Origin of the sequence: Leisingera sp. M658 (assembly GCF_025144145.1) — a bacterium.
Classification (GTDB): Bacteria; Pseudomonadota; Alphaproteobacteria; order Rhodobacterales; family Rhodobacteraceae; genus Leisingera.
Genome location: NZ_CP083546.1, coordinates 397,891 through 421,467, shown reverse-complemented (window position 1 = coordinate 421,467; position 23,577 = coordinate 397,891). Strand labels below are relative to the sequence as shown.

General features: G+C 63.6%; 22 protein-coding genes. 13 read left to right on the top strand and 9 right to left on the bottom strand.

Translation table 11 applies throughout. The features are described 5' to 3' along the window. Positions 1-207: 207 nt before the first annotated feature. The 8 genes from xsc to K3724_RS02165 all read left to right on the top strand — a co-directional run bounded on the left by xsc (position 208) and on the right by K3724_RS02165 (position 9,953). On the top strand, positions 208-1,980 hold the full coding sequence (gene xsc / locus K3724_RS02200) for a sulfoacetaldehyde acetyltransferase (RefSeq protein WP_259989646.1): 1,773 nt from the start codon (positions 208-210) through the stop codon (positions 1,978-1,980). 5 nt (positions 1,981-1,985) lie between these two features. After that, entirely contained in the window at positions 1,986-2,732 is a 747-nt protein-coding gene (locus tag K3724_RS02195; RefSeq protein WP_259989644.1) for a sulfite exporter TauE/SafE family protein, read from the top strand. A 40-nt stretch (positions 2,733-2,772) separates the two neighbouring features. Then, positions 2,773-3,801: a phosphate acetyltransferase gene (gene pta / locus K3724_RS02190; protein WP_259989642.1), complete on the top strand. Its 1,029-nt coding sequence runs from the start codon at positions 2,773-2,775 to the stop codon at positions 3,799-3,801. A gap of 96 nt (positions 3,802-3,897) precedes the next feature. Beyond that, a complete protein-coding gene (locus K3724_RS02185) occupies positions 3,898-6,720 on the top strand; it encodes a molybdopterin oxidoreductase family protein (protein WP_259989640.1) in 2,823 nt (940 codons plus the stop codon). 79 nt (positions 6,721-6,799) lie between these two features. After that, positions 6,800-7,606: a 4Fe-4S dicluster domain-containing protein gene (locus tag K3724_RS02180; protein WP_259989637.1), complete on the top strand. Its 807-nt coding sequence runs from the start codon at positions 6,800-6,802 to the stop codon at positions 7,604-7,606. Further along, entirely contained in the window at positions 7,606-8,493 is an 888-nt protein-coding gene (locus K3724_RS02175) for a DmsC/YnfH family molybdoenzyme membrane anchor subunit (RefSeq protein ID WP_259989634.1), read from the top strand. The genes K3724_RS02180 and K3724_RS02175 overlap by 1 nt, the downstream gene beginning before the upstream one ends. A gap of 120 nt (positions 8,494-8,613) precedes the next feature. After that, positions 8,614-9,075 carry a carboxymuconolactone decarboxylase family protein gene (locus K3724_RS02170; RefSeq protein WP_259992542.1) on the top strand — a complete coding sequence of 154 codons (462 nt, stop codon included), beginning with the start codon at positions 8,614-8,616 and terminating at the stop codon, positions 9,073-9,075. Beyond that, a complete protein-coding gene (locus K3724_RS02165) occupies positions 9,072-9,953 on the top strand; it encodes a sigma-70 family RNA polymerase sigma factor (RefSeq protein ID WP_259989632.1) in 882 nt (293 codons plus the stop codon). The genes K3724_RS02170 and K3724_RS02165 overlap by 4 nt, the downstream gene beginning before the upstream one ends. 132 nt (positions 9,954-10,085) lie before the next feature. Here the strand turns inward: K3724_RS02165 and dapA are convergent, their stop codons facing one another. Continuing rightward, positions 10,086-10,958 (bottom strand): 4-hydroxy-tetrahydrodipicolinate synthase, encoded by an 873-nt coding sequence (gene dapA, locus K3724_RS02160; protein WP_259989630.1) that lies wholly within the window; start codon positions 10,956-10,958, stop codon positions 10,086-10,088. Between the two features lie 139 nt (positions 10,959-11,097). Here dapA and K3724_RS02155 point away from each other — a divergent pair, with 139 nt between their 5' ends. Further along, complete coding sequence (locus K3724_RS02155) at positions 11,098-13,056, top strand: lytic transglycosylase domain-containing protein (RefSeq protein ID WP_259989628.1); 1,959 nt, start codon at positions 11,098-11,100, stop codon at positions 13,054-13,056. Here K3724_RS02155 and K3724_RS02150 read toward each other — a convergent pair. Both K3724_RS02150 and mnmD read right to left on the bottom strand, forming a co-directional pair. Continuing rightward, on the bottom strand, positions 13,030-13,920 hold the full coding sequence (locus K3724_RS02150; RefSeq protein WP_259989626.1) for a DMT family transporter: 891 nt from the start codon (positions 13,918-13,920) through the stop codon (positions 13,030-13,032). The genes K3724_RS02155 and K3724_RS02150 overlap by 27 nt on opposite strands. Next, positions 13,917-14,585 carry a tRNA (5-methylaminomethyl-2-thiouridine)(34)-methyltransferase MnmD gene (gene mnmD / locus K3724_RS02145; protein WP_259989624.1) on the bottom strand — a complete coding sequence of 223 codons (669 nt, stop codon included), beginning with the start codon at positions 14,583-14,585 and terminating at the stop codon, positions 13,917-13,919. Before mnmD ends, K3724_RS02150 begins: the two co-directional genes overlap by 4 nt. A gap of 58 nt (positions 14,586-14,643) precedes the next feature. Between mnmD and K3724_RS02140 the strand changes: the two genes are divergently transcribed. Beyond that, positions 14,644-15,684: an FAD-binding oxidoreductase gene (locus K3724_RS02140; protein WP_259989622.1), complete on the top strand. Its 1,041-nt coding sequence runs from the start codon at positions 14,644-14,646 to the stop codon at positions 15,682-15,684. 92 nt (positions 15,685-15,776) lie between these two features. On the opposite strand, the gene K3724_RS02135 is transcribed toward K3724_RS02140, so the two are convergent. From K3724_RS02135 to K3724_RS02115, 5 genes are all read right to left on the bottom strand, one after another. After that, positions 15,777-16,598, bottom strand: coding sequence for an acyl dehydratase (locus tag K3724_RS02135; protein WP_259989621.1), 822 nt, complete (start codon positions 16,596-16,598; stop codon positions 15,777-15,779). 36 nt (positions 16,599-16,634) lie between these two features. Continuing rightward, positions 16,635-17,177 (bottom strand): NADPH-dependent FMN reductase, encoded by a 543-nt coding sequence (locus K3724_RS02130; protein WP_259989619.1) that lies wholly within the window; start codon positions 17,175-17,177, stop codon positions 16,635-16,637. A gap of 178 nt (positions 17,178-17,355) precedes the next feature. Further along, on the bottom strand, positions 17,356-18,015 hold the full coding sequence (locus tag K3724_RS02125) for an OmpA family protein (RefSeq protein ID WP_129372080.1): 660 nt from the start codon (positions 18,013-18,015) through the stop codon (positions 17,356-17,358). 134 nt (positions 18,016-18,149) lie between these two features. Further along, positions 18,150-18,839, bottom strand: coding sequence for a YafY family protein (locus tag K3724_RS02120; protein WP_259989617.1), 690 nt, complete (start codon positions 18,837-18,839; stop codon positions 18,150-18,152). A gap of 269 nt (positions 18,840-19,108) precedes the next feature. Further along, the gene (locus K3724_RS02115; RefSeq protein WP_259989614.1) at positions 19,109-19,978 is read right to left on the bottom strand and encodes a bifunctional helix-turn-helix domain-containing protein/methylated-DNA--[protein]-cysteine S-methyltransferase; all 870 of its coding nucleotides are present in this window, start codon (positions 19,976-19,978) and stop codon (positions 19,109-19,111) included. 280 nt (positions 19,979-20,258) lie between these two features. Here K3724_RS02115 and nth point away from each other — a divergent pair, with 280 nt between their 5' ends. Beyond that, a complete protein-coding gene (gene nth / locus K3724_RS02110; RefSeq protein WP_259989612.1) occupies positions 20,259-20,903 on the top strand; it encodes an endonuclease III in 645 nt (214 codons plus the stop codon). Between the two features lie 60 nt (positions 20,904-20,963). Then, positions 20,964-21,956 (top strand): adenosine kinase, encoded by a 993-nt coding sequence (locus K3724_RS02105; protein WP_259989610.1) that lies wholly within the window; start codon positions 20,964-20,966, stop codon positions 21,954-21,956. A 182-nt stretch (positions 21,957-22,138) separates the two neighbouring features. Here the strand turns inward: K3724_RS02105 and K3724_RS02100 are convergent, their stop codons facing one another. Beyond that, entirely contained in the window at positions 22,139-22,624 is a 486-nt protein-coding gene (locus K3724_RS02100) for a MarR family winged helix-turn-helix transcriptional regulator (RefSeq protein ID WP_259989608.1), read from the bottom strand. Between the two features lie 75 nt (positions 22,625-22,699). Between K3724_RS02100 and K3724_RS02095 the strand changes: the two genes are divergently transcribed. After that, entirely contained in the window at positions 22,700-23,575 is an 876-nt protein-coding gene (locus K3724_RS02095) for a DMT family transporter (RefSeq protein WP_259989606.1), read from the top strand. The last annotated feature ends 2 nt before the right edge of the window (positions 23,576-23,577 follow it).

The following is a 23,577-nucleotide window of genomic DNA, read 5'->3' as shown; positions in this document are numbered from 1 at the left end:
CCGCGTCAGCTGCATTCATGCGCCTGCACAGCGTGACCGGCTGAAGCGTATATGAAAATCCCCCTTTGCTATTTTCATCACGCCAGTTTTGGACCTATCCGGGCCTGATAACTGGCCCTAACCCGGCCTCCCCCCGCCCCCTAAACCAGAGTCAATTCCCGGCACTGCGCCCGGGGGAATTCCGCGTCTCACTCAGGAGAACCCGCCATGAAAATGACCACCGAAGAAGCCTTCGTCAAAACCCTGCAAATGCACGGCATCGAACACGCCTTTGGCATCATCGGTTCGGCCATGATGCCGATTTCCGATATCTTTGAGCCGGCAGGCATCACCTTCTGGGATTGCGCCCATGAAGGTTCGGGCGGCATGATGGCGGACGGCTACACCCGCGCCACCGGCAAGATGTCGATGATGATTGCCCAGAACGGCCCCGGCATCACCAACTTTGTGACCGCCGTGAAAACCGCCTACTGGAACCACACCCCGCTGCTGCTGGTCACCCCGCAGGCCGCGAACAAGACCATGGGTCAGGGCGGTTTCCAGGAAATGGAACAGATGCGCATGTTCGCCGACTGCGTCTGCTACCAGGAAGAAGTGCGCGACCCTTCGCGCATGGCCGAAGTCCTGAACCGCGTGATCATGCAGGCCAAGCGCAACTCGGCGCCGGCCCAGATCAACGTGCCGCGCGACTACTTCACTCAGGTGATCGACATCGACCTGCCTGCAATCGTCGACTTTGAACTGCCCTCCGGCGGCGCGGATGCGGTGAGCCAGGCAGCTGAGCTGCTGTCGAACGCCAAGTTCCCGGTCATCCTGAACGGTGCCGGCGTTGTCATCGGCGGCGCGATCCCCGCGTCCATGGCCCTGGCCGAGCGTCTGGATGCCCCGGTCTGCGTTGGCTACCAGCACAACGACGCCTTCCCCGGCTCGCACCCGCTGTTTGCTGGCCCCCTGGGCTATAACGGCTCCAAGGCCGGCATGGAGCTGATCTCCAAAGCTGACGTGGTGCTGGCACTCGGCACCCGCCTGAACCCGTTCTCGACCCTGCCCGGCTATGGCATCGACTATTGGCCGACCGACGCGAAAATCATCCAGGTTGACATCAACCCGGATCGCATCGGCCTGACCAAGAAAGTCTCCGTGGGCATCGTCGGCGACGCAAAGACCGTTGCAGACACCATCCTTAGCCAGCTGGCGGATACCGCAGGCGACGCGGGCCGTGATGAGCGCAAGGCGCTGATCTCGCACACCAAGTCGGCTTGGGCCCAGGAACTGTCCTCGATGGACAGCGAGCAGGACGATCCCGGCACCACCTGGAACCAGCGCGCCCGCGATGCCAAGCCCGACTGGCTCAGCCCGCGCCGCGCATGGCGTGCGATCCAGGCCGGACTGCCGAAAGACGCGATCATCTCTTCGGACATCGGCAACAACTGCGCCATCGGCAACGCCTACCCGTCGTTTGAAGACGGCCGCAAATACCTGGCCCCCGGCCTGTTCGGCCCCTGCGGTTACGGCCTGCCGGCGGTTGTCGGTGCGAAAATCGGCTGCCCGGACGTTCCGGTTGTCGGCTTCTCGGGCGACGGCGCCTTCGGCATCGCCGTGACCGAGCTGACCGCGATCGGCCGCGAGGAATGGCCCGCCGTGACCCAGGTTGTGTTCCGCAACTACCAGTGGGGCGCCGAAAAGCGTAACTCCACCCTGTGGTTCGACGACAACTTTGTCGGCACCGAGCTGGACCAGCAGGTCTCTTACGCCGGGATTGCCAATGCCTGCGGCCTGAAAGGGGTGATTGCCCGCACCCAGGACGAGCTGACCGACGCCCTGCGTCAGGCCTGCGAAGACCAGAAGAAAGGCATCACCACCCTGATCGAAGCGATGATCAACCAGGAACTGGGTGAGCCGTTCCGCCGCGACGCAATGAAGAAACCGGTCGCCGTTGCTGGCATCAGCAAAGACGACATGCGTCCGCAGCAGGTCTGAACCTGATGCCCCTGCCCTTTGATCTGACAATGGGCCAGGGGGCCTATCTGGCCGCCGCGTTATTCGCGGCGGCCGTCATCCGCGGTTTTTCCGGCTTCGGGTTCTCCGCGATCTTCATCATTCTGGCAGCGCTGACCACCAATCCGCTGCCGCTGATCCCGGTGGTGTTTTCCTGCGAAATCGCCATGACCATTTTTCAGGCACGCGGCATCCGCCCGCATATCGACTGGCGCCGCGCCTTTGCCCTGCTGGCCGGTGCCGCCGTCGCCACTGTTCCCGCCATCGCCATCATGGCCCGGCTGGGCGAGGATGAGGCGCGAATGGCGATCTCCTGCCTGATCCTGGTGCTGAGCCTGGTTTTGCTAAGCGGCTGGCAGCTGGAACGCCCGGTCGGGCGCAATGGCACCGCGAGCGCCGGCGCCATCGCAGGCATCGCCAACAGCGCCGGTGTCGGCGGGCTGCCGGTGGCGGCCTTCCTGACCGCGCAACCGGTGCCGCCTGCGGTGTTCCGCGCCACGATGATCGTATTTTTGACCGGCATCGACCTGATGGCGCTGCCGGTGATGGCCGCAAACGGGCTGGTAGGCCCGGAAACGCTAACCGGCATTTTGCTGGCTTTTCCCATTCTGGGGCTTGGCATCTGGGCCGGCTCCCGCGGTTTTCATGCTGTCTCGCAAAGACTGTTCCGGCGCGCGGTGGTGCTGATGCTGACCGCCTTTTCGCTGATCAATATTGCGCGGCTGGCGTTCTGAACGCCCGACGCCCCTAACCGCAGCTACAGGACCAATGCCCGTGACCAAAACACTCTCGCCCCTCGAACTGCTGCAGGCCGAAGCCCCGGCCGCCCGTCCTGTTGTTGCCCTTAGCGAAGGCACTGACCCCCGCGTCGTGGCCGGCGCCCTGGCGGCGCATCAGGCCGGTATCGCCGATGTGATCCTGATCGGCCCCCAAACCGACGTCACCGCCGCCCTGCAAGCCGAAGGCGCCAGCGCAAGCGAGGGCGTCGCGGTTCATGACCCGGCCACATCCGGGCTGACCGAGGCCTTCGCGGCTGAGTACCACAGCCTGCGCAAGCACAAGGGCGTGGACGCCGCCGCCGCCCGCGCCGCTGCCGAAACCCCGCTGGTCTATGCCGCTATGCTGGTGCGTTTGGGCCATGCCACCGGCACCGTCGGCGGCGCGGTTCACACCACCGGCGATGTGGTGCGCAGCGCCATTCAGGTGATCGGCATGGCGCCGGATGCGGGCATGGTCTCCTCCTTTTTTTTGATGTACCCGCCCGAAGGCGCCCGCGATGGCGCCCGGGCGATGCTGTACTCTGATTGCGGTCTGGTGATTGATCCGAACCCCGCCGAGATGGTCTCAATCGCCGCCGCCTCGGCCCGGTCCGCACAAGCGCTGCTGCGGGTGGATCCGAAACTGGCCTTCCTCAGCTTCTCCACCAAGGGCAGTGCCAAGCATCCGGCAGTGGACAAGGTGACCGAGGCGCTGAGCCTGTTTCAGGACGCCCACCCTGATCTGCAGGCCGATGGCGAACTGCAGTTCGACGCCGCCTTTGTGCCCGCGATCGGGGAACGCAAGTCGCCGGGTTCCAGCGTGGCAGGCCAGGCCAATGTGATGATCTTCCCCAATCTGGATGCCGGCAACATCGGCTATAAGATCACCCAGCGGCTGGGCGGTTATTCCGCCATCGGCCCGGTTCTGCAGGGGCTGGCAAAACCCGCCAACGACCTGTCGCGCGGCTGCAGCGCCGAAGACGTCACCCAGATTATCGCCGTCACCATCCTGCAGGCCGCAGGCGCCCCGGGTCCGGATATTTGAACCATCCTCCCAAAAACCCGAACCCTCGCAGAACACTATTCCCAAATTGAGGCTTTCCGTCATACGGTCGCCCGAAACACCCAACAGGACCCGCCCATGACCCATCAGCAGCCAATCCTGAACACGTCGCCCAAGGTCTCGGACGAGATCCGGCAGACCACCTGTTACATGTGCGCCTGCCGTTGCGGCATCAACGTGCACATGAAAGACGGCAAGGTCGCCTATATCGAGGGCAACCGCGACCACCCGGTGAACAAAGGCGTGCTCTGCGCCAAAGGGTCGGCCGGCATCATGCAGGTCAACGCCCCGTCGCGCCTGAAGGCGCCGATGATCCGCACCGGCCCGCGCGGTTCGGGCCAGTACAAGGAAATCTCCTGGGACGAGGCGCTGGCAATTGCGGTGGGCTGGCTGGAGCCGGTCCGCCACGAGGCGCCCGAGCAGCTGGCGTTCTTCACTGGCCGCGACCAGTCGCAAAGCTTCACCAGCTTCTGGGCGCAAAGCTTCGGTACCCCGAATTATGCGGCACACGGCGGTTTCTGCTCGGTCAACATGGCAACCGCCGGCATCTACACCATGGGCGGCGCGTTCTGGGAGTTCGGCCAGCCCGACTGGGACCACACCAAGCTGTTCATGCTGTTCGGCGTGGCCGAGGACCACGATTCCAACCCGATCAAGATGGGTCTGGGCAAAATCAAGAAACGCGGCGCGCGGGTGATCGGGGTCAATCCGATCCGCTCAGGCTATAACGCGATTGCAGACGAATGGGTCGGCATCACGCCGGGCACCGACGGGCTGTTCATCCTGTCGATGATCCACGTGCTGATGAAGGCTGGCAAGATCGACCTGGACTATCTCAGCCGCTACACCAACGCGCCGGTGCTGGTGAATGCATCTGAAGGCCCGGACAAAGGCCTGTTCCTGCGGGACGACGACGGCAAGATGCTGGTGATCGACCGCACCACCGGCAAGCTGACCCCGTTCGACCAGCCCGGCGTGCGGCCCGATCTGTCGGCAGTCTATGAAAAAGACGGCATCACCCACCGCCCGGTCTTCCACCAGATGGCCGAGCGCTATCTGGCCGATGAATACGCCCCCGAAGCCATCGCCGACAAATGCGGCATCCCGGCCAAGCGCATCCGCGCCATTGCGGGCGAGCTGGCCCGCGTCGCCTTTGACGAGGCGTTTGAGCTGGATGTGGAATGGACCGACTTCCGTGGCGAAAAACACACCAAGATGACCGGCCGCCCGGTCTCCATGCACTCGATGCGCGGGGTGTCGGCACATGCCAACGGTTTCCAGACCTGCCGCGCGCTGCATGTGCTGCAGATCCTGCTTGGCACGGTTGAGGTTCCCGGCGGCTTCCGCTTTAAACCGCCCTACCCCAAACCGGTCGAGGCGCACCCCACCCCGCATTGCAAGGCAACCCCCGATACCCCGCTGGACGGCCCGCACTTGGGCTTTGTCCGCGGACCGGAACATCTGGCGCTGAAAGAAGACGGCAGCCCGGCGCGGATCGACAAGGCGTTCACCTGGGAAAACCCGATGTCGGCCCACGGGCTGATGCATATGGTGATCTCCAACGCGCATGCGGGCGACCCTTACAAGATCGACACGCTGTTCATGTATATGGCCAACATGTCGTGGAACTCCTCCATGAACACCAAAGGTGTGATGGAGATGCTGACCGACAAGGATGAAAACGGCGACTACAAGATCCCGCACATCATCTACTCGGACGCCTATTCTTCCGAAATGGTGAGTTTTGCCGACCTGATCCTGCCCGATACCACCTATCTGGAGCGCCACGACTGTATTTCGCTCTTGGACCGCCCGATCTGCGAGGCGGATGCGGCAGCCGATGCCATCCGCTGGCCGGTGATTGAGCCGGACCGCGACGTGCGCGGCTTCCAGACGGTGCTGGTCCAGCTGGCCAACCGGATGAAGCTGCCGGGCTTCACCAATGAAGACCGCACCGCCAAGTGGAAAGACTACGCTGACTACATCGTCAACCACGAGCGCAAGCCGGGGATTGGCCCGCTGTCCGGTTTCCGCGGCACAGACGGCAGCAAAACCGGCCGCGGCGAAGTGAACCCGGAACAGCTGAACCAATACATCGAAAACGGCGGCTTCCATGTGGCCCACATCCCCGAAGAGGCAGGGTATTACAAACCCTGGAACACCGCCTATCAGGACTGGGCCGTGGACATGGGTATCTATGACAGCCCGCAACCCTATCTGTTCCAGCTGTACGTTGAGCCGATGCGCAAGTTCCAGCTCGCCGCCGAAGGCCATGGCGACCGCCAGCCCCCGGACCATTTGCGCCAGCGGGTCAAGGACGTGATGGACCCGCTGCCGATCTGGTACGAGACCGACCAGCAGGGCAATGAAGGCTTCACTGTCAACGCGCTGACCCAGCGTCCGATGGCGATGTACCACTCCTGGGGCACCCAGAACGCCTGGCTGCGCCAGCTGCACGGCCGCAACCCGCTGTATGTTCCGACCAAACTGATGCGCGAGAACAGCCTGCAGGACGGCGACTGGGCCAAGGTCACCTCGCCGCATGGGTCGATCACCGTGCCGGTGATGGAGATGGCGGCCTTGAACGACAACACGGTTTGGACCTGGAACGCTATCGGCAAACGCAAAGGCGCCTGGGCGCTGGAAGAAGACGCACCGGAGGCCACTAAAGGCTTCCTGCTCAATCACCTGATCCACGAGCTGCTGCCGCCCAAGGGCGACGGCATGCGGTGGGCCAACTCGGATCCGATCACCGGCCAGGCGGCCTGGTTCGACCTGAAAGTCAAAATCGAAAAGGCCGCCGCCCCGGCTGACCTGCAGGAAAGCCAGCCGGCCTTCCCTGCTCAGGAGTCGCCCGTTGGCACCGGCCCGAAAGAACTGAAGTGGAAAGTAGGCAAATGACGGGCGCAATTTTCTTCGAAGAAAATTGCCAAGAAAATTCGAATTTTCTTGGCTCCGCAAGCCGCACACGGAGTACGCAATGACTGAGCTTCCCGCCAAGACCGACCGCAAAATGGGTCTGGTCATCGACCTGGACACCTGCGTCGGCTGCCATGCCTGTGTGATTTCCTGCAAAGGCTGGAACACCGAAAACTATGGTGCCCCCCTATCGGACCAAGACCCTTATGGCAGCGACCCTTCGGGCACCTTCCTGAACCGGGTGCATTCCTATGAGGTGAAGCTCACACCCTGCAGCAGCCAGCCGGACCCGGCAGCGCAGCTGATCCATTTCCCCAAGTCCTGCCTGCACTGCGAGGACGCGCCCTGTGTCACCGTCTGCCCCACCGGCGCCAGCTACAAACGGGTCGAAGACGGTATCGTTCTGGTGAATGAGGACCACTGCATCGGCTGCGGCCTGTGTGCCTGGTCCTGCCCTTACGGCGCACGCGAATTGGACCTGGCCGCAGGTGTGATGAAGAAATGCACGCTTTGCGTGGACCGGATCTATAACGAGAACCTGCCGGAAGTGGACCGAGTTCCTTCCTGTGTTCGGACCTGTCCGGCAGGTGCGCGCCATTTCGGCGACCTTGGCGATCCCGGCAGCGATGTCTCCAAACTGGTGGCGGAGCGCGGCGGCATGGATCTGATGCCGGAAATGGGCACCAAACCGGTGAACAAATACCTGCCGCCCCGGCCCAAGGACACGATCGAAGAAGAGATCGACATCCTCGCTCCGCTGCTGGCGCCAGTCGCTGAAGAACCTCAGGGGTTCCTGGGCTGGCTGGACAAAGCACTCGACAAAATTCCAGGTCAATCTTCAGGCCGATCTTCAGGGGGGGCGAACTGATGCATCCCGCACCATCCGTCATCATCTTCACCACCCTGTCGGGGCTGGGCTTTGGCCTGCTGGCCTTCCTTGGCCTCGGCCAGCCCGCAGTGACCGGCACGGTGGCTTTTGTCTTTTACGCCATCGCCTTTGGCCTGGCTTGCGGCGGCCTAATGGCCTCTACCTTCCACCTTGGCCGCCCGGAGCGTGCATGGCGCGCTTTCACCCAGTGGAAAACCAGCTGGCTGTCGCGCGAGGGTGTCTGTGCCGTTGGCGCCCTCATCGTCATGGGGCTTTATGCGCTTGGCGCGGTGTTCCTGGACAGCCAGTGGACGTTGCTGGGCTGGATCGGTGCCGCTCTCAGCCTTGCCACGGTATTCACCACCTCGATGATCTATACCCAGCTTAAAACCATCCCGCGCTGGAATATGGAACTGACACCGGTCATGTTCCTGTCCTTCAGCCTTGCTGGTGGCGCCTTGCTGGCGGGGGCCGAGGCCGTGGCGCCCTGGCTGCTGGCCATCGCAGGTGCTGTGCAACTGGCTTATTGGGCCAAGGGCGACCGCGCGCTGGAGGCCTCCGGCACCGACATCGGCACTGCCACCGGCCTCGGCGAGCGCGGCGCGGTCCGTGCGTTTGAGCCGCCGCACACCGGGTCGAACTACCTGTTGCGCGAATTTGTGCATGTGGTGGGCCGCAAACACGCGCAGAAGCTGCGGATGATTGCATTTGTGCTGGGCTTTGCCCTGCCCCTGCTGCTGATCCTGACCCCGGTTCAGGGAGTTCTGGTCAAACATCTGTTTGCTGCTCTCGCGGTCCTTTCGCACATCGCAGGCATCGCCGTATCGCGCTGGCTGTTCTTTGCGCAGGCCGAACATGTGGTCGGCCTCTACTACGGCAAGCGCTGACATCTTCCGGGGCGCCCACTGCGGCGCCCCGATTTATTTCGTGTATTTTTACGGCGGCATGTCACAAACGGCCTTGCTGTCTCGTCCTGTTCCTGAAGCCATCTGAAAAGGAACAGAATGATGACCCAGCGCCTTGATTACTTCGCCGCCGCCCCCGACTTGTTTCAGCCGATGCTGGCGCTTGAAGCCACGCTCAAAGACAGCGGGCTGGAACACAGCCTGATTGAATTGGTGAAACTGCGGGCCTCGCAGATCAACGGCTGCGCTTACTGCATTCACATGCACACGCATGACATGCGCTCGAAGGGTGAGAGCGAAGACAGGATGCATCTCCTGAATGCCTGGCGCGAGTCCTCACTTTATTCCGCGCGGGAACAGGCCGCCCTGGCTTGGACCGAAGCCCTGACAAGGATTGAAACCACCGCAGCGCCGGACGCGGATTATGATCTGGTCGCACAGCAGTTTTCGCCCCGTGAACAGGCGGCGCTGACACTGGTGGTGTCCACCATCAACGCCTGGAACCGGATTGCAATCGGCTTCCGCACCCCGCATCCTGCCGGACAGGAGGCAACTGCCGCGTGATTGCAAACCCCGAAACGGACGAAACCGATGCGTTTCTGAAGGCGCGGCCGCGACTGTTTGCGGCCGCCTACCGGATGCTGGGCAGCGTAAGCGACGCCGAGGACATTCTGCAGGACGCCTTTCTGCGCTGGCAGGCAGCCCCGCAGGCGCAGGTGCAGGATCCGGCCGGCTATCTGATGCGGATCACCACGCGTCTGTGCCTGGACCAGCTGAAATCAGCCCGCGCCCGGCGCGAGACCTACCCCGGCGAATGGCTGCCCGAACCGATTCTGACAGAAGACGCGACCGAGCTTCTGGATCACGATGTCACCGTTGCCCTGCTGCTGGCGCTGGAAACCCTGTCGCCGCTGGAACGCGCCGCCTTTTTGCTGCACGATATCTTCGACAGCGCCTATGAGGACATTTCCGCAGCGCTGAACCGAACCCCGGAGGCCTGCCGCCAGCTCGCGGCAAGGGCCCGGCGCAAGGTGCAGCAGCTTCGGCCGCATGCCCCCGCAGACCCGGACCAGGGACGCGATCTGACCGAAGCCTTTTTCCGCGCATCCAAGACCGGCGACACTGCGGCGCTGACCCAGCTGCTGACCCAGGAGGTTCAGCTGATCTCCGATGGCGGCGGCAAGGCAATGGCGGCCCTTAACCCGATCTACGGGCGGGACAAGGTGCTGCGGCTGCTTGAAGGGCTTGCTCGCAAATCCGGCCGCAGGACGCCGGACCGCTGGCGGTTCTGCCAGTTGAACGGCCTGCCGGCCATATTGAACTGGGCAGAGGACGGCATTCTGCAAGCAACAGCGCTGGAAATCCGGGATGGCCGGATTTCCAGGATCTACGTGACCCGAAATCCCGACAAGACGCAGCATCTAGCCAAAGCACTGGATTGAGCGGGCGGGAGGGGCCAGCCCCTCTTGCCCCTGAAGGGGCAATTCACCCCGGAGTATTGAAGACCAGAAAGAAGCAAACAGGGCGGCGCTCCATCGGAGGCCGCCCTTGATTTTGTGACAGTGACCCGAGATTTACAGCAGGCCGGCATGCCCCATGGCGGCGTCGATGGCGGCCTTGGTGCTGTCTTCCAGCGTGGTCAGCGGCGAGCGGACTTCTTCGCTGCACATGCCGAGTTTCGACAGGCCGTATTTGGCGCCAGCCAGGCCCGGCTCGATGAAGATCGCTTCATGCAGCGGCATCAGCTTGTCCTGGTACTCCAGCGCCAATGCATAGTCGCCTGCAAGGGTCGCGGCCTGGAATTCGGCACAAAGTTTCGGCGCCACATTGGCGGTGACCGAGATGCAGCCCACGCCGCCATGGGCGTTGAAACCCAGCGCGGTGGCGTCTTCGCCGGACAGTTGCACGAAATCCGCACCGCAAGAGGCGCGCTGCTGGCTGACACGGGCCAGATCGCCGGTGGCATCCTTCACACCCGCAATGCGCGGCAGCTTGGCCAGCTCGCCCATGGTTGCAGGCGTCATGTCGACGATCGAACGGCCCGGGATGTTGTAGATGATGATCGGCAGTTCCGCGCAGTCATGGGCTGCGGTAAAGTGCTGCACCATCCCACGCTGGGTCGGCTTGTTGTAATAGGGGGTCACCACCAGCGCCGCATCGGCGCCGGCCTTTTTGGCAAACTCGACGAATCGAATCATCTCGACGGTGTTATTGGAGCCGGCACCGGCAATCACCGGCACCCGGCCGGCCGCCGCCTTGACCGTTTCCGCAATGACCAGCTCGTGCTCGTCATGGGTCAGCGTCGGGCTTTCGCCGGTGGTGCCGACGGGCACAAGACCAGTGGAGCCTTCGGCAATCTGCCATTCCACCAAGCGTTTGAGCGCATCCAGATCCAGCTCGCCGTTCGAAAACGGGGTGACGAGTGCTGGCATAGAGCCTTTGAACATGGGCACGCTCCCTTTGCTGCAGGTGCAGGCGGCAATCCGCCGCCGTCAAGATATAGAATGCCGGGGATTTGAGTTGATACCGGCACGCCAATGAGTAACGTTCAAGCCTCTATCCCCGGACCGCTGGAAAATGCAAGAGATGACACGCATCCTGGCCCTTATTCTGCTAATCTCGGCGGCCCTTCCCGGGACGCCGGCGCTGGCGCGCGGCCTTGGCACCGCCCTGGATCTGATGCGGGCAGAGAAATGGGATCTGGCCGCCCGCGAAGCCGGGCAGCGGCATAGCACCGCCCGCGATATCATCGAATGGCACCGGCTGCGGGCCGGGCTGGGCTCGGCCCGCGACGTGATGGCGTTTCTGGAGCGGCGGCGGGATTGGCCCGGTCTCGCCTATCTGCGGCGCCAGAACGAGGATGCGATTGCGGCCGCCGGCCGCGATACCATTCTGGCCTTTTACGCAGATGAACGCCCGCAGACCGCCGAAGGCGCGCTGAGCCTGGGCAAGGCGCTGATTGCCGCCGGGCGGCGCGGCGATGGCGAGGCGGAGATCGTGCTGGCCTGGCGCACCAAGCCAATGGGCAGCGCCATTCAAAAGGCGTTCCTGCGGGATTTTTCAAAGCTGCTGAAACCGCATCATGCGGCGCGGCTGGACCGGCTGTTGTGGGAGGATCATCTGGTCAGTTCCAAGCGGATGCTGGCGCTGGTGCCCGAGGGCGAACGCAAGCTGGCGGAGGCACGCATCGCCCTGCAGGAACGCGCGCCCGGAGTGGATGCCAAGATCGAAGCCGTACCGGACCGGCTGAAGGGATCTGCAGGCCTTGCCTATGACCGGTTTGCCTGGCGCGACCGCAAGCGGCTGCAGGATGGCGCCATTCAGATGCTGATGGAGCGCAGCACCAGTGCCGAAAAACTGGGTGAACCCGCCAAATGGCTGCGCCGTCGCCGCGATCTGGCGCGGCAAGTGATGCGGGACAAGGATTACGAGCGCGCCTATCAGCTGGCCGCCTATCATTTCTCCTCGCCCGAGGACGGTTATGGCTACTCGGACTGTGAATGGCTGGCGGGATATATCGCCCTGCAAAAACTGCGGGACCCGGAATTGGCCGCGGTGCATTTTCAGCGGTTCCTGGCCTCGGTCGAGACCCCGATTTCGATTGGACGCGGCGGCTATTGGCTGGGCCGCGCCTATGCGGCAATGGGCCAGCCGGACAAGGCGCATGAGGCCTATGCCAAGGGCGCGCAATACCAGACGTCTTTCTATGGCCTGCTGGCCGCCGAACAGCTGGGCCGCCCGTTTGATCCGGCGCTGGTGAAACCGGCAGACCTGCCGGACTGGAGCAAGGCCGGTTTTGCCAAATCCTCGGTCACCATGGCAGGGCTCGAACTTCTGAAAGCTGGCGATCTGGCCTTGGCCGAGCGTTTTTTCACCCATCTGGTCGAAACCCTGCCGCCGGTGCAGGCACGCCAGCTGGGGCAGATGGCGGTGGAGCTGAACCAGCCGCATCTGGCAGTGATGATCTCTAAACGTGCGGCCCGCGGCGGGGTGGAGCTGGAAGGCGCCTATTACCCCTTGCACCCGGTGGCCAAGCGGCAACTGCCAATGGCCGAGGAAATGACCCTGGCCATTGCCCGCCGCGAAAGCGAATTCGACCCGGCGGTGATCAGCCATGCCGGCGCGCGCGGACTGATGCAGGTGATGCCTGCCACCGCCAAACTGGTGGCGACCGAGCTGGGCATTCTGGCAGGCCACAAGACCTCCCGCCTGACCGCCGAATGGGATTACAACGCCAAGCTGGGGGCTAATTACCTGGCAGGGCTGGCCGGTAAATTCCGCGGCAATGTGGTGATGATGGCAGCGGGCTACAACGCCGGGCCGCACCGGCCCACAGCGTGGATGCAGCGCTATGGCGATCCGCGCGATGGCAGCCCGGATATCGTCGACTGGATCGAACACATCCCGTTCAACGAGACCCGCAACTATGTAATGCGGGTCACCGAGAGCCTGCCGGTCTACCGCGCCCGGCTGGGCAAGGCGCCGCTACCGGTCCCGTTTTCAGAGGAGCTGCGCGGCTCAACCCTTCACGCGTTCGCGCCATAGGGTGAACAGGCCTGCCGTGATGATGATACCGGCGCCGATGGCGACATTGGTGCGGATCACCTCGCCGAACACGGCCATGCCCAGCATCGCCGCCCAGATCAGGTGGAAATAGGCAAAGGGCTGCACGGCGCTGGCCTCGGCCATCTCGTAGCATTTGATCAGCAGCCAATGGCCGGTGACGCCGGACACGCACAACAGCGCCATCCAGAACCAGTCGGTCTGGCTCATCGGTTCCCAGTACCAGATACCGATGGCGGTCATGAAGACCATGCCTGCAACTCCGGTCCAGAAGAAGCTGGTGGCGGTGCTGTCCTTGCGCGCCGCATAGCGGGTGACCAGACCGTAGATGGCAAACATCAGCGCCGAGACAAACGGGATGATTGCCGCCGGGTTGAACACCCCCATACCCGGCTGCAGGATGATCAGCACGCCGATCAACCCGACGCCAATAGCTGCCCAGCGCCGCCAGCCGACGCTTTCCCCCAGCACCGGCCCGCTGAGGGCGGCCACCAGCAGCGGATAGCAGATGAACACGGCCTGACTCTCAATCAGGCCCAGCACGGTGAAGCCATAAACTGCAACGCAGATTTCACCGACCAGCAAAACACCGCGGAATATCTGCAGCCACAGCTGATCGGTTCGCGCCGCAGCCCGGATGCCGCCCGGTGCGCGCGCCGCCAGAAACATCACAAAGGCGGCAAAGAACCAGTAGCGCACCATGACGACCATGTAAGTGTTGTAGGTGCCCGCCAGATGGCGCGAGATCCCGTCCTGCAAGGCAAAGACAACCGTCGCCCCGATCATCAACAGGATGCCCAGCGGCACATTGTTGGTCTGGGCCTTGGCCGGGATCGCCTGGGTCATGCTTTCACTGCCTTTGTCATATGCCGCTTGCGCCCGTAGCCGGGGATGCGGGTCACTTCAAATCCTGCGGCCTCCAGCCCGCGGCGCACAAATCCCGCCGCCGTGTAGGTCGCCGCCGAGCCGCCCGCTGCGGTATGCGCCGCAACCTCGCCCATCAGCGCCTCTTCCCACAATTCGGGGTTCTTCGCCGGAGAGAACCCGTCCAGAAACCAGGCATCCGCCTGCCCTGTCCACTCCGCCAGCGACACACGCGCGTCGCCGCCAATCACCTCCAGTTGCAGGCTGCCCAGATCACAGGTGCCAGTGCCTTGCCATTTCGCCAGAAACCGCTCCGCCCAGGGGGCAACCGCGGGGAAGACCTCCAGCGCCTTGGCCATGTCGGCAGGCGCCATCGGAAAGGCCTCGAAACTGGTGAATTGCAATGGCCCTGCCTGCCCTGCCGCCTCCCAGGCGCGCCAGGCGGCCAGCATGTTCAGCCCGGTTCCAAACCCCAGCTCGGCAATCTGAAAACCCGGGGCAAAGCGTGCAGACAGGTCATTACCGGCCAGAAACACATGCTCGGTCTCCGCCAGCCCGTCCTGGATAGAGAAATAGGGATCATCGAACTGATCTGACACCGGCACGGTGCCATCGCGCCAGCTGAGGCGGGCCTGCTGGTCTGCCATGCTATAATCCCCTAAGTGGTTGTCCGGAACGGCGCGACACTGGCGAAAGGATCCTCAAATGGCAATGGCAGATGTAACGGTGCGCGGGGCTGGCATTTTCGGCCTGTCGATCGCCTGGCTCTGTGCCCGCCGCGGCGCGCAGGTGCAGGTCGTGGACCCGTTCGGGGCCGGCGCCGGGTCCAGCGGCGGCCTTGTCGGCGCGCTCGCCCCGCATGTGCCGGAAAACTGGAACCCCAAGAAACAATTCCAGCTGGAAAGCCTGCTGATGGCCGAAAGCTTCTGGGCAGAGGTCGAAGCCACTGGCGGCGTCTCCCCCGGCTATGGCCGCACCGGGCGGCTGCAGCCCATCAATGATGCACGCGCGCTGGAGCTTGCCCGTCAGCGCGAAGTAACGGCCCGTGAGTTATGGAAAGACGCAGCCGAATGGCGCGTCTGCAAGGCGGACAGCCTCGGCCCCTGGGTGCCGCCCAGCGCAACGGGCTATGTCATTCACGACACTCTCAGCGCCCGGATGCATCCCCGCCGCGCGTGTGCGGCTCTGGTCTCTGCCCTGGCTGTGATGGGGGTTGAGGTACAGCCGGAGGCCGCCGATCAGGGCAAAGTGGTCCACGCCAAAGGCTACGCCGGCCTATTGGAGCTGAACGAGGCGTTCGGCAAAACTGTGGGCGGCGGAGTCAAGGGACAGGCCGCCCTCCTGCGTTTTCACGAGGGTGCGGTGCCGCAGCTTTATGCTGACAGCCTGCATATCATCCCGCACGCAGACGGCACCTTGGCCATCGGTTCCACCAGTGAACGTGAGTTTGAGGACGGCAAGAGCACGGACGCCCAGCTCGACGATATCGTCGACCGTGCCCGCACTGCGGTGCCTGTGCTGCACGGCGCCGAAGTGATCGAACGCTGGGCCGGCGTGCGCCCCCGCGCCAAGTCCCGCGCTCCGATGCTGGGCGCCTGGCCGGGCCGCGACAGCCACTTCATCGCCAATGGCGGCTTCAAGATCGGCTTTGGCATGGCCCCCAAAGCGGCGCATGTGATGGCGGACCTGCTGCTGGAGGGTACGGACAGCATCCCCGAAGGTTTCCGCGTGCAAGACAACCTCTGAACCACGCCCCGATCTGCGCCGCAAAGCGGCGCCACGCCCAAGCCGCTAATCTGCCCGGAAAGGGCAGCTTGGGGCGCGGGAGCTCCCCCGTTTCAGCCTCTGGGCACGGCTACTGCGCTCATGCATTGCCGCCCGTCCGGGGCGCGCACCCATAGGTCCTGGCCATTGCAGCACAGGCTGGCGGTCTCGAAATGCATCAGCGGCGAGGACGCCCGGAAGGAGAATTCCGCCAATGGCCCCAGCAGTTCTTCCGCCAGCAGCATCAGATGCTGCGCCAGCAGCGGCCCGTGAACAACCAGGCCCGCGTAGCCCTCTGTTTCGCGGGCATATTCCAGGTCATAGTGGATCCTGTGCCCATTGAAAGTCAGCGCAGAATACCGGAACAGCAGGGTAGAGTTGAACGAGTTCTGCCGCACTTCTGTCTCATCGGTACGGGCTGCCGGTGGCACCGGCCTGGCGGCTGCCGGATCCGGGTCTTCGCGGTAGACCAGATCATGCCATTCCGTCAGGCACAGCGCCCCCTGCTGGCGGATTTCATGGCGCAATGTGACCAGCCCCAACGGCCCGGTGCGGCCCGTCTTTTGCTCGGCTCTTTCCAGAACCGACGTCTTTTCCGCCGCAATCCCGGCCCGCAAGGGCGCCGCGAAGCGCAGCCGCCCGCCAGCCCACATCCGCCGCGGCAGGCCCATGTCCGGGATCAGACCAGCGCCGCCCACCTTAGGGTGGCCATCGCGGCCCAGATCCTCGGGCGGCAGCGGCGTCCAGAAGTAGAGCTGATGAAAAAACGGCGGCAGCACACTACCCGCCGAAATCTCCGCCCGCCGCCCCAGCGCCGCCTGAAAGGCAGCCGTCCGGGCCGGGTCTATCATGTCCATAGAATGCTGCGCGGGAGAGGAGACCACATCACGTTTCATGCCGTCACCTTAACCCCGCGCTGCGGCAAGGCAAGCTCAGCGGTCCAGTTCACCGCGCAGCTTCAGCATCAGTTTGGTCAGCGTCGCCTCATAGTGATCGCTGGTCAGCCTGCCCGCCTCATCAAATTCCTTGCTGGATCCCGCCAGATGCACCCCCGGCCCAGTCAGGATCCGCGGCTGGAACGGCACCAGAAAACCGCGCAGAAGCGCCTGCGCCAGCTCGCCCCCGGCCCGGCCTGCCGCCGCCGACATCACCGCCACCGGCTTGTCCGCCCAGGGGTTGCCCTCGGTGCGGCTCACCCAATCAAGCGCGTTTTTCAGCATGCCGGACGGGCCTTTGTTGTACTCCGGGGTGGAAATCGCCACCGCATCCGCTGCCGCGATCTGATCCGCCAATAGCTGCACTGCAGGCGGGATGCCGTCCGCCTCTTCGGCGTCGCCGTCATACAGCGGCAGGTGCAGATCCGCCTCAACCACGGTCGCGGGGCCGAATACCCGCGCAGCTTCGGCCAGCAGTTTGCGGTTGGTGGCCTCGCGGCGCAGGGAGCCGGAAATGGTGAGCAATACGGGATCAGCCATGGGGTATTCCTTCTGTTCGCGTCTCTGTTGCCCTTATCATGTATGAAGCAGCCCGTATCAGGGAACAGCAATCACCGCGCAGGCCCTGTGCAGCGTTACGTAAACCGGCACCCCCTGAAACGAAAACAGCCCGCCCCGGCGAGGGGGCGGGCTGCCGAACATACAGTCAGGTGCCGGATCAGGCCGCCTGCGGAATCACCACCACCTCGACGCGGCGGTTGCGGGCTTTGCCGTCGGGCGTCAGGTTTGAAGCCACCGGCTGCTCTTCGCCGCGGCCGATGATGCGCATCCGGTGATAGGGCACACCGCCGGCCTGGATCTGGCTGGCAACCGCATTGGCGCGGCGTTCGGACAGGCCCTGATTATAGCCGGCATCGCCATCGCTGTCGGTATGGCCGATCACCTGGATGGTGCTGTTGGGATAGCGCACCAGACTGTCGGCCACCCGGCGCAGGTCGCCCTGCACAGCCGGCGCCACAGCGGCGCTGTCGGTGGCAAATGTCAGATCGTTCGGGAAGGACAGGATCAACCGGTCGCCGGTGTTGACAATGGTGATGTCGTCATTGGCCAGGGTCTGGCGCAGCTCACGCTCCTGCGCGTCCAGCTGGTTGCCGATCACCCCGCCCGCAGTCGCCCCGACCAGCGCGCCGGTCACAGCCCCCAGGCCCCGGTCCGAGTCATTGGCGATGGCGCCGACGCCGGCGCCGATGATGCCGCCCAGGATTGCGCCCTGCTGAGTGTTGCTGCCCGGCGTGCCAACGGTTGCCGGATCGGTGCAGGCGCCCAGGCCCAGTGCTGCGGCAACAATACCTGCCGTGGTGAGTTTCATCTGCATCATCAAATTGCCTTCTGTTTTCTCAGACCCGGGCAACGCCCGGCATTCCGAACGAATATCGGGGTGCCGCGCCGCCATCTCAAGTCAGGATCCGCAATCATGGGCGAAATACCGCGCAAAATCCGCCTAAGCTCCTGTTATGGCGCAAAGGCAAAGTCCCAGCCTTCCTGCTCCATCCACAGCTTGCGCAAGGCGCCGGCCTCTGGTGCAAAACTATCCTCCAGCAACTCCGCTGCCAGCATCCGGTCAGTGCGGAAATGCCGGAACCCGCCGCGCAGTTCGCACCAGGCAGCCAGCATGGTGCATTCAATGTGGTAGATCAGCGCCAGGGGGCGAAGGGTCCGGCGGCTTTCACCCCGCTCCGGGCTTAGATAGGTAAGGTGCAGCTTGCAGCTGTCCCGCACCGCCTGGCGCAGCAGACCCTTGGATACACAACCCTGTTCGGGATCATCCAGCGGTGCCCCCCAGGGCGCCACCTGCAACCAGTCGGCGGTGGCATGCACATCCTTGATCTTGTGGCTGACCCGTTCCGCGGCCTTTTGCAAAGCGCCGTCACCTGTGCGCATCAGCATCGCCAGCCCCACATGCAGCGCTTCCAGCTCTTCCTCGTCGAAATTCAGCGGCGGCAGGTCATAGCCTTTGCGCAGCATGTAACCGATCCCGGCCTCCCCCTCGACCGGGGTGCGCATCGCCTGCAAGGCAGAGATATCGCGGTAGATGGTGCGTTTGGAAACCTCCAGCTTTGCTGCCAGATCCTCGGCCCGCAGCGGGGCAGCGGCGGATCGCAGGATCTGGATGATTTCAAACAAGCGGCCGGTGCGCGGCATGGGCAGGCTCCAGTGACAGTCTGCTGACACCCTAGCACAATCCACTGACAACAGCCTGTCAGCAGTGGTCTGGTTTTCTGCACTTCCGAGAAGGAGACACACTATGCTGACTTATGAATGGATTTCCATGATCACCCTGGGCAAGGACCGCTGGGACACGCAGCACCACCTGCCGAAACCTTATGAGGCGGAACGCGAAGCCGCCCGCCAGCGCCACGAAGCCCGGTTAACGGCCAAACCGTCACACCCGGGCCTGCTGCAGCGCCTGTTCAGCCGGCAGCGCGCATATCATCTGCCGCAGCCTCCTCGTCCCGCGCCGCCTCATAAGCAAGCATCGCGCGCTTGACCGGCAGGCCCCAGTGGTAGCCGCCCAGCGCCCCGGATTTGCGCAGGGCCCGATGGCAGGGGATCAGCCAGCTGACCGGGTTTCGCCCGACTGCTGTTCCAACCGCGCGCACGGCCTTTGGGGATCCAATGGCCTGCGCCAGCTCGGAATATGTGGTGACGTGACCTGATGGGATGCGCAGCAGCGCTTCCCAGACCTTGATCTGCAGTGGCGCCCCGATCATGTGCAGCGCGGTCTCGCCTTTTTGGGCAAATGCAGCCTCTGCCAGCGGGTGAAGGGCTGCGGGATCCTCGACGAATTCCGCCTGCGGCCAGCGGGCGCGCATGTCCGCCATGGCGGGCTCCGCCCCGGTCTCGGCAGCAAACCCCAGCCCGCAGATGCCCTTTTCCGTGCCCATCACCAGCGCCAGGCCAAAGGGGCTATCGAACCAGCCCCAAAAGATCCGCAGGCCATCCCCCTTGCGGGCATATTCGCCAGGGCTCATCGCCTCCCAGCGCAGGAACAGATCATGCAGCCGGCCGGATCCCGACAACCCCACAGCGTGCGAAGCCTCCAGCGTGGTGAACCGCTCGCGCAGCAGCGCCTTGGCATGGCCCAGCCGCAGATACTGCTGGTAGCGTTTGGGCGAAACCCCGACCCAGGAGGAAAACAGCCGCTGAAAATGCGCCGGGCTCATATCCATACGGGCGGCCAGCTGCTCCAGCGTCAGATCCTCGCCGCCGTCGTCGATCAGCTCAATCGCCCGGCGCATGACGCCGTAATGATAGGTGTTTTCCCGTGTTTCGATATTCATCGGCCCAACCTGTTCTGACTTACGGACCAACTTACTACGCCCGCTCCGGCCGTTCGACCCGGAACTTGCGAAATCCCCTGCTCCGCGCACTCGCCTGGAAAACGGGGCCGGGGCGGCAATCATAGAAGTGCCGGGGCGGGGCGGAAAAATGCTGTAAAAACCGCCGCCGCAAACGCAGCATTAAAAGCCGCCCGCCTGCTCTCTTACATGCCGCCGCAAACTGCCCCGGCACCGCAATTTCAATTGCTCTTTAAGGTCTGACCTGTACATAAACGCTGCCATGGCAAAGCAACTCGACTATCATACGCTGCGAGAGATTTTCACGCGCTTCCAGGCAGCTGAGCCCGAACCCAAGGGCGAGCTGGAACATGTCAATGTCTACACGCTGGTGGTGGCAGTGGCGCTTTCGGCGCAGGCGACCGATGCCGGTGTGAACAAGGCAACCCGCGCGCTGTTCAAGATCGCCGATACCCCGCAGAAAATGCTGGATCTGGGCCTTGAAGGGCTGACCGAACACATCAAAACCATCGGCCTGTTCCGCCAGAAGGCCAAGAACGTGATCAAGCTCAGCCAGATCCTGGTTGATGACTACGGCGGCGAGGTGCCCAATTCCCGCGCCGCATTGCAATCCCTGCCGGGGGTGGGCCGCAAGACTGCCAATGTGGTGCTGAACATGTGGTGGAAACAGCCCGCACAAGCAGTGGATACCCATATCTTCCGCGTCGGCAACCGTTCCGGAATTGCCCCGGGCAAGGATGTGGACGCCGTGGAACGCGCGGTAGAGGATAACATCCCGGCGGATTTCCAGCAGCACGCCCACCATTGGCTGATCCTGCATGGCCGCTATCACTGCAAGGCGCGCAAACCGATGTGCGGCAGCTGCCTGATCCGCGACCTCTGCATGTATGAAGACAAGAACCTATAAACCTTTGGCGCGGCATATATTCCGAACCGGAACCGCTCCGGATTTTCCCGAGGAGGGACCATGACCAAAACCTATCAGCTCGTCGGTATCGGCAACGCCGTCGTCGATGTGATTGCACAATGCGAAGACAGCTTCCTGGCCGAACAGGGCATCGAAAAAGGCATCATGCAGCTGATCGAGCGCGAGCGCTGCGAGGATCTTTATGCTGCGATGGGCAACCGGGTGCTGACCCCGGGCGGCTCGGTCGCCAATACCATTGCCGGCGCAGGCGCGCTGGGGCTGCAGGCCGCCTTTATCGGCCGGGTCCGCGGCGATGCGCTGGGACAATTCTATGCCGATGCGATGAACAACGAAGGCGTCGCCTTTGTGAACCCGCCGGTTACGGATGGCGAGCAGCCGACGTCACGGTCAATGATCTTTGTGTCGCCCGACGGTGAACGCTCAATGAATACGTATCTGGGGATTTCTTCGGAACTGAGTTCGGCGGATGTTCCCGAAGACGCCGCCGGGAAGGCCAGGATCATGTTCCTGGAGGGTTATCTGTTCGACAAGGACAAGGGCAAGACCGCCTTCATGGAAGCGGCCCGCAAATGCCGCGAGGGCGGCGGCCGGGTCGGCCTGTCGATTTCCGACCCGTTCTGCGTTGAACGGCACCGGGACAGCTTCCTGAGTCTGATTGGCAACGAACTGGATTTTGTGATCGGCAACCAGGACGAGATTTGCGCGCTGTTTGAAACCGATGACCTGGAGGCCGCGATGGCCAAGACCGCCGCAATCTGCCCGCTGGTGGTCTGCACCCGGTCCAGCGACGGGGTGACCGTGCTGAATGACGGCGTGCGCATCGACGTCCCGGTCGAAGCCATTGTGCCTGTCGATGCCACCGGCGCGGGCGACCAGTTTGCCGCCGGCTTCCTGTTCGGCATGGCCACTGGCCGCAGCATGGAAATCTGTGCCCGGATGGGCTGCATCTGTGCAGGCGAAGTGATCCGCCATATCGGCCCGCGCCCGGAAACCAATGTTCTGCACCTGCTGGAAGAAGCCGGACTGGCCTGAATTCAGCGGCGTTCTCCCGCCCGTCGAACCAGCACCTGACGGTGCAGTCTCTCCCGTTGGGGGTGGCGCAGAGCGGCTTTGCCGCTCTGCGCCACCCCCGCCCCGCCGTCCGCAGGACGCAAGGGCGCCAGCCCGCGCAGCCCCCTTACTTCAGCGTATTTGGACTTTTTGAACTTTTGGCGTCAGCTGTCAGCCGCCGCCTGGGCTTTGCTCAAAAGCGCCTTGAAGGTCTCAACCTCCTGTGTCCCCAGCCCCTCCAGCAGCCGCGCCTGCGTCTGCACATGCGCGGTTACCGCCCGGTCAACCAAGGCAAGGCCTTCCTCAGTCAGCCCCACCAGAAAACTGCGGCTGTCCTCCGGGTTCACGTCGCGCTTGACCAGCCCGTCCGCTTCCAGCCGGTCGATCCGGTTGGTCATCGTGCCCGAGGCCACCATTGTTGCCTTCAGCAATTCGCCCGGTGACAATGTGTAAGGATCTCCCGAACGGCGCAGCGTGGCCAGCACATCGAATTTGGCCGCATTCAGCCCGAACTCTGCAAAGGTCGTGTGCATTCCGCGCTGATACGCCAGGTACAGCCGCGCCACCCGGCCAATCACGCCCATGGCCGTAACATCAAGATCCGGCCGCTCCCGTTCCCATTGCTGGGTAATGTAATCCACATGGTCCATATCCCCGGTTTAAAAGATTACATCTTGACGTCAAGATAAAATCCATTATCTCGACATCAAGATAAGGAGAAACCCATGCCCATCCGGACCCTTCTGCTGACGGCGCTTGCCCCTGCCATCTGGGGCAGCAGCTATATCGTAACGACATCTCTGCTGCCCGGCCATTCGCCGCTGGTGGTGGCTTTGCTGCGGGCGCTGCCTGCGGGGCTTTTGCTGCTGCTGCTGGTGCGCCGGCTGCCGCCGCTCAACTGGCTGCCGCGCCTGGCGGTGCTGGGAGCGCTGAATTTCTCGCTGTTCTGGGTGCTGCTGTTTGTATCCGCCTACCGCCTGCCGGGCGGCGTTGCCGCGACGCTGGGTGCGGTGCAGCCGCTGACCGTGGTGTTTCTGTCAGCCCTGCTGCTGAAATCGCAGATCCGCGCCGCCGCCGTTGCCGCCGCCCTGCTAAGCATCGCCGGCGTTGCTCTTTTGGTGCTGACCCCTGCGGCCGAACTCGACACATGGGGCGTGCTGGCCGGCCTAGGCGGGGCGCTGTCGATGGCTGGCGGTGTGGTTCTGAGCCGCAAATGGCAGCCGCCTGTGCCGCCGCTCACCTTCACTGCATGGCAGCTGACCGCAGGCGGGCTGATGCTGGTGCCGGTGACGCTGTGGATGGTGCCGGAGATCCCCGTTTTCACCGCCGCCAACATCGCCGGCCTCGCCTATATGAGCCTGATCGGCGGCGCGCTGACTTATATCCTGTGGTTCCGCGGCCTGGCCCGGATCGAACCGTCGCAGGTGTCTTTGCTCGGCGTCCTCAGCCCGCTGTCGGCAGTGATCCTGGGATGGCTGCTGCTGGGTGAGACCCTGACGCCCAACCAGATGCTGGGCGCCCTGCTGGCCCTGTTCAGCCTGTGGCTTGGCCAGTCGCGGCTGCGCTTGCGCGCCAAACGGCACCCAGCCCCGGCAGAGTAACC

Coding starts and splice junctions, on each gene's coding strand:
- xsc (WP_259989646.1), top strand. CDS start 208: ATGAAAATGACCACCGAAGAAGCCTTCGTCAAAACCCTGCAAATGCAC.
- K3724_RS02195 (WP_259989644.1), top strand. CDS start 1,986: ATGCCCCTGCCCTTTGATCTGACAATGGGCCAGGGGGCCTATCTGGCC.
- K3724_RS02185 (WP_259989640.1), top strand. CDS start 3,898: ATGACCCATCAGCAGCCAATCCTGAACACGTCGCCCAAGGTCTCGGAC.
- K3724_RS02180 (WP_259989637.1), top strand. CDS start 6,800: ATGACTGAGCTTCCCGCCAAGACCGACCGCAAAATGGGTCTGGTCATC.
- K3724_RS02175 (WP_259989634.1), top strand. CDS start 7,606: ATGCATCCCGCACCATCCGTCATCATCTTCACCACCCTGTCGGGGCTG.
- K3724_RS02170 (WP_259992542.1), top strand. CDS start 8,614: ATGACCCAGCGCCTTGATTACTTCGCCGCCGCCCCCGACTTGTTTCAG.
- dapA (WP_259989630.1), bottom strand. CDS start 10,958: ATGTTCAAAGGCTCTATGCCAGCACTCGTCACCCCGTTTTCGAACGGC.
- K3724_RS02155 (WP_259989628.1), top strand. CDS start 11,098: ATGACACGCATCCTGGCCCTTATTCTGCTAATCTCGGCGGCCCTTCCC.
- K3724_RS02150 (WP_259989626.1), bottom strand. CDS start 13,920: ATGACCCAGGCGATCCCGGCCAAGGCCCAGACCAACAATGTGCCGCTG.
- mnmD (WP_259989624.1), bottom strand. CDS start 14,585: ATGGCAGACCAGCAGGCCCGCCTCAGCTGGCGCGATGGCACCGTGCCG.
- K3724_RS02140 (WP_259989622.1), top strand. CDS start 14,644: ATGGCAATGGCAGATGTAACGGTGCGCGGGGCTGGCATTTTCGGCCTG.
- K3724_RS02135 (WP_259989621.1), bottom strand. CDS start 16,598: ATGAAACGTGATGTGGTCTCCTCTCCCGCGCAGCATTCTATGGACATG.
- K3724_RS02130 (WP_259989619.1), bottom strand. CDS start 17,177: ATGGCTGATCCCGTATTGCTCACCATTTCCGGCTCCCTGCGCCGCGAG.
- K3724_RS02125 (WP_129372080.1), bottom strand. CDS start 18,015: ATGATGCAGATGAAACTCACCACGGCAGGTATTGTTGCCGCAGCACTG.
- K3724_RS02120 (WP_259989617.1), bottom strand. CDS start 18,839: ATGCCGCGCACCGGCCGCTTGTTTGAAATCATCCAGATCCTGCGATCC.
- K3724_RS02115 (WP_259989614.1), bottom strand. CDS start 19,978: ATGAATATCGAAACACGGGAAAACACCTATCATTACGGCGTCATGCGC.
- nth (WP_259989612.1), top strand. CDS start 20,259: ATGGCAAAGCAACTCGACTATCATACGCTGCGAGAGATTTTCACGCGC.
- K3724_RS02105 (WP_259989610.1), top strand. CDS start 20,964: ATGACCAAAACCTATCAGCTCGTCGGTATCGGCAACGCCGTCGTCGAT.
- K3724_RS02100 (WP_259989608.1), bottom strand. CDS start 22,624: ATGGACCATGTGGATTACATTACCCAGCAATGGGAACGGGAGCGGCCG.
- K3724_RS02095 (WP_259989606.1), top strand. CDS start 22,700: ATGCCCATCCGGACCCTTCTGCTGACGGCGCTTGCCCCTGCCATCTGG.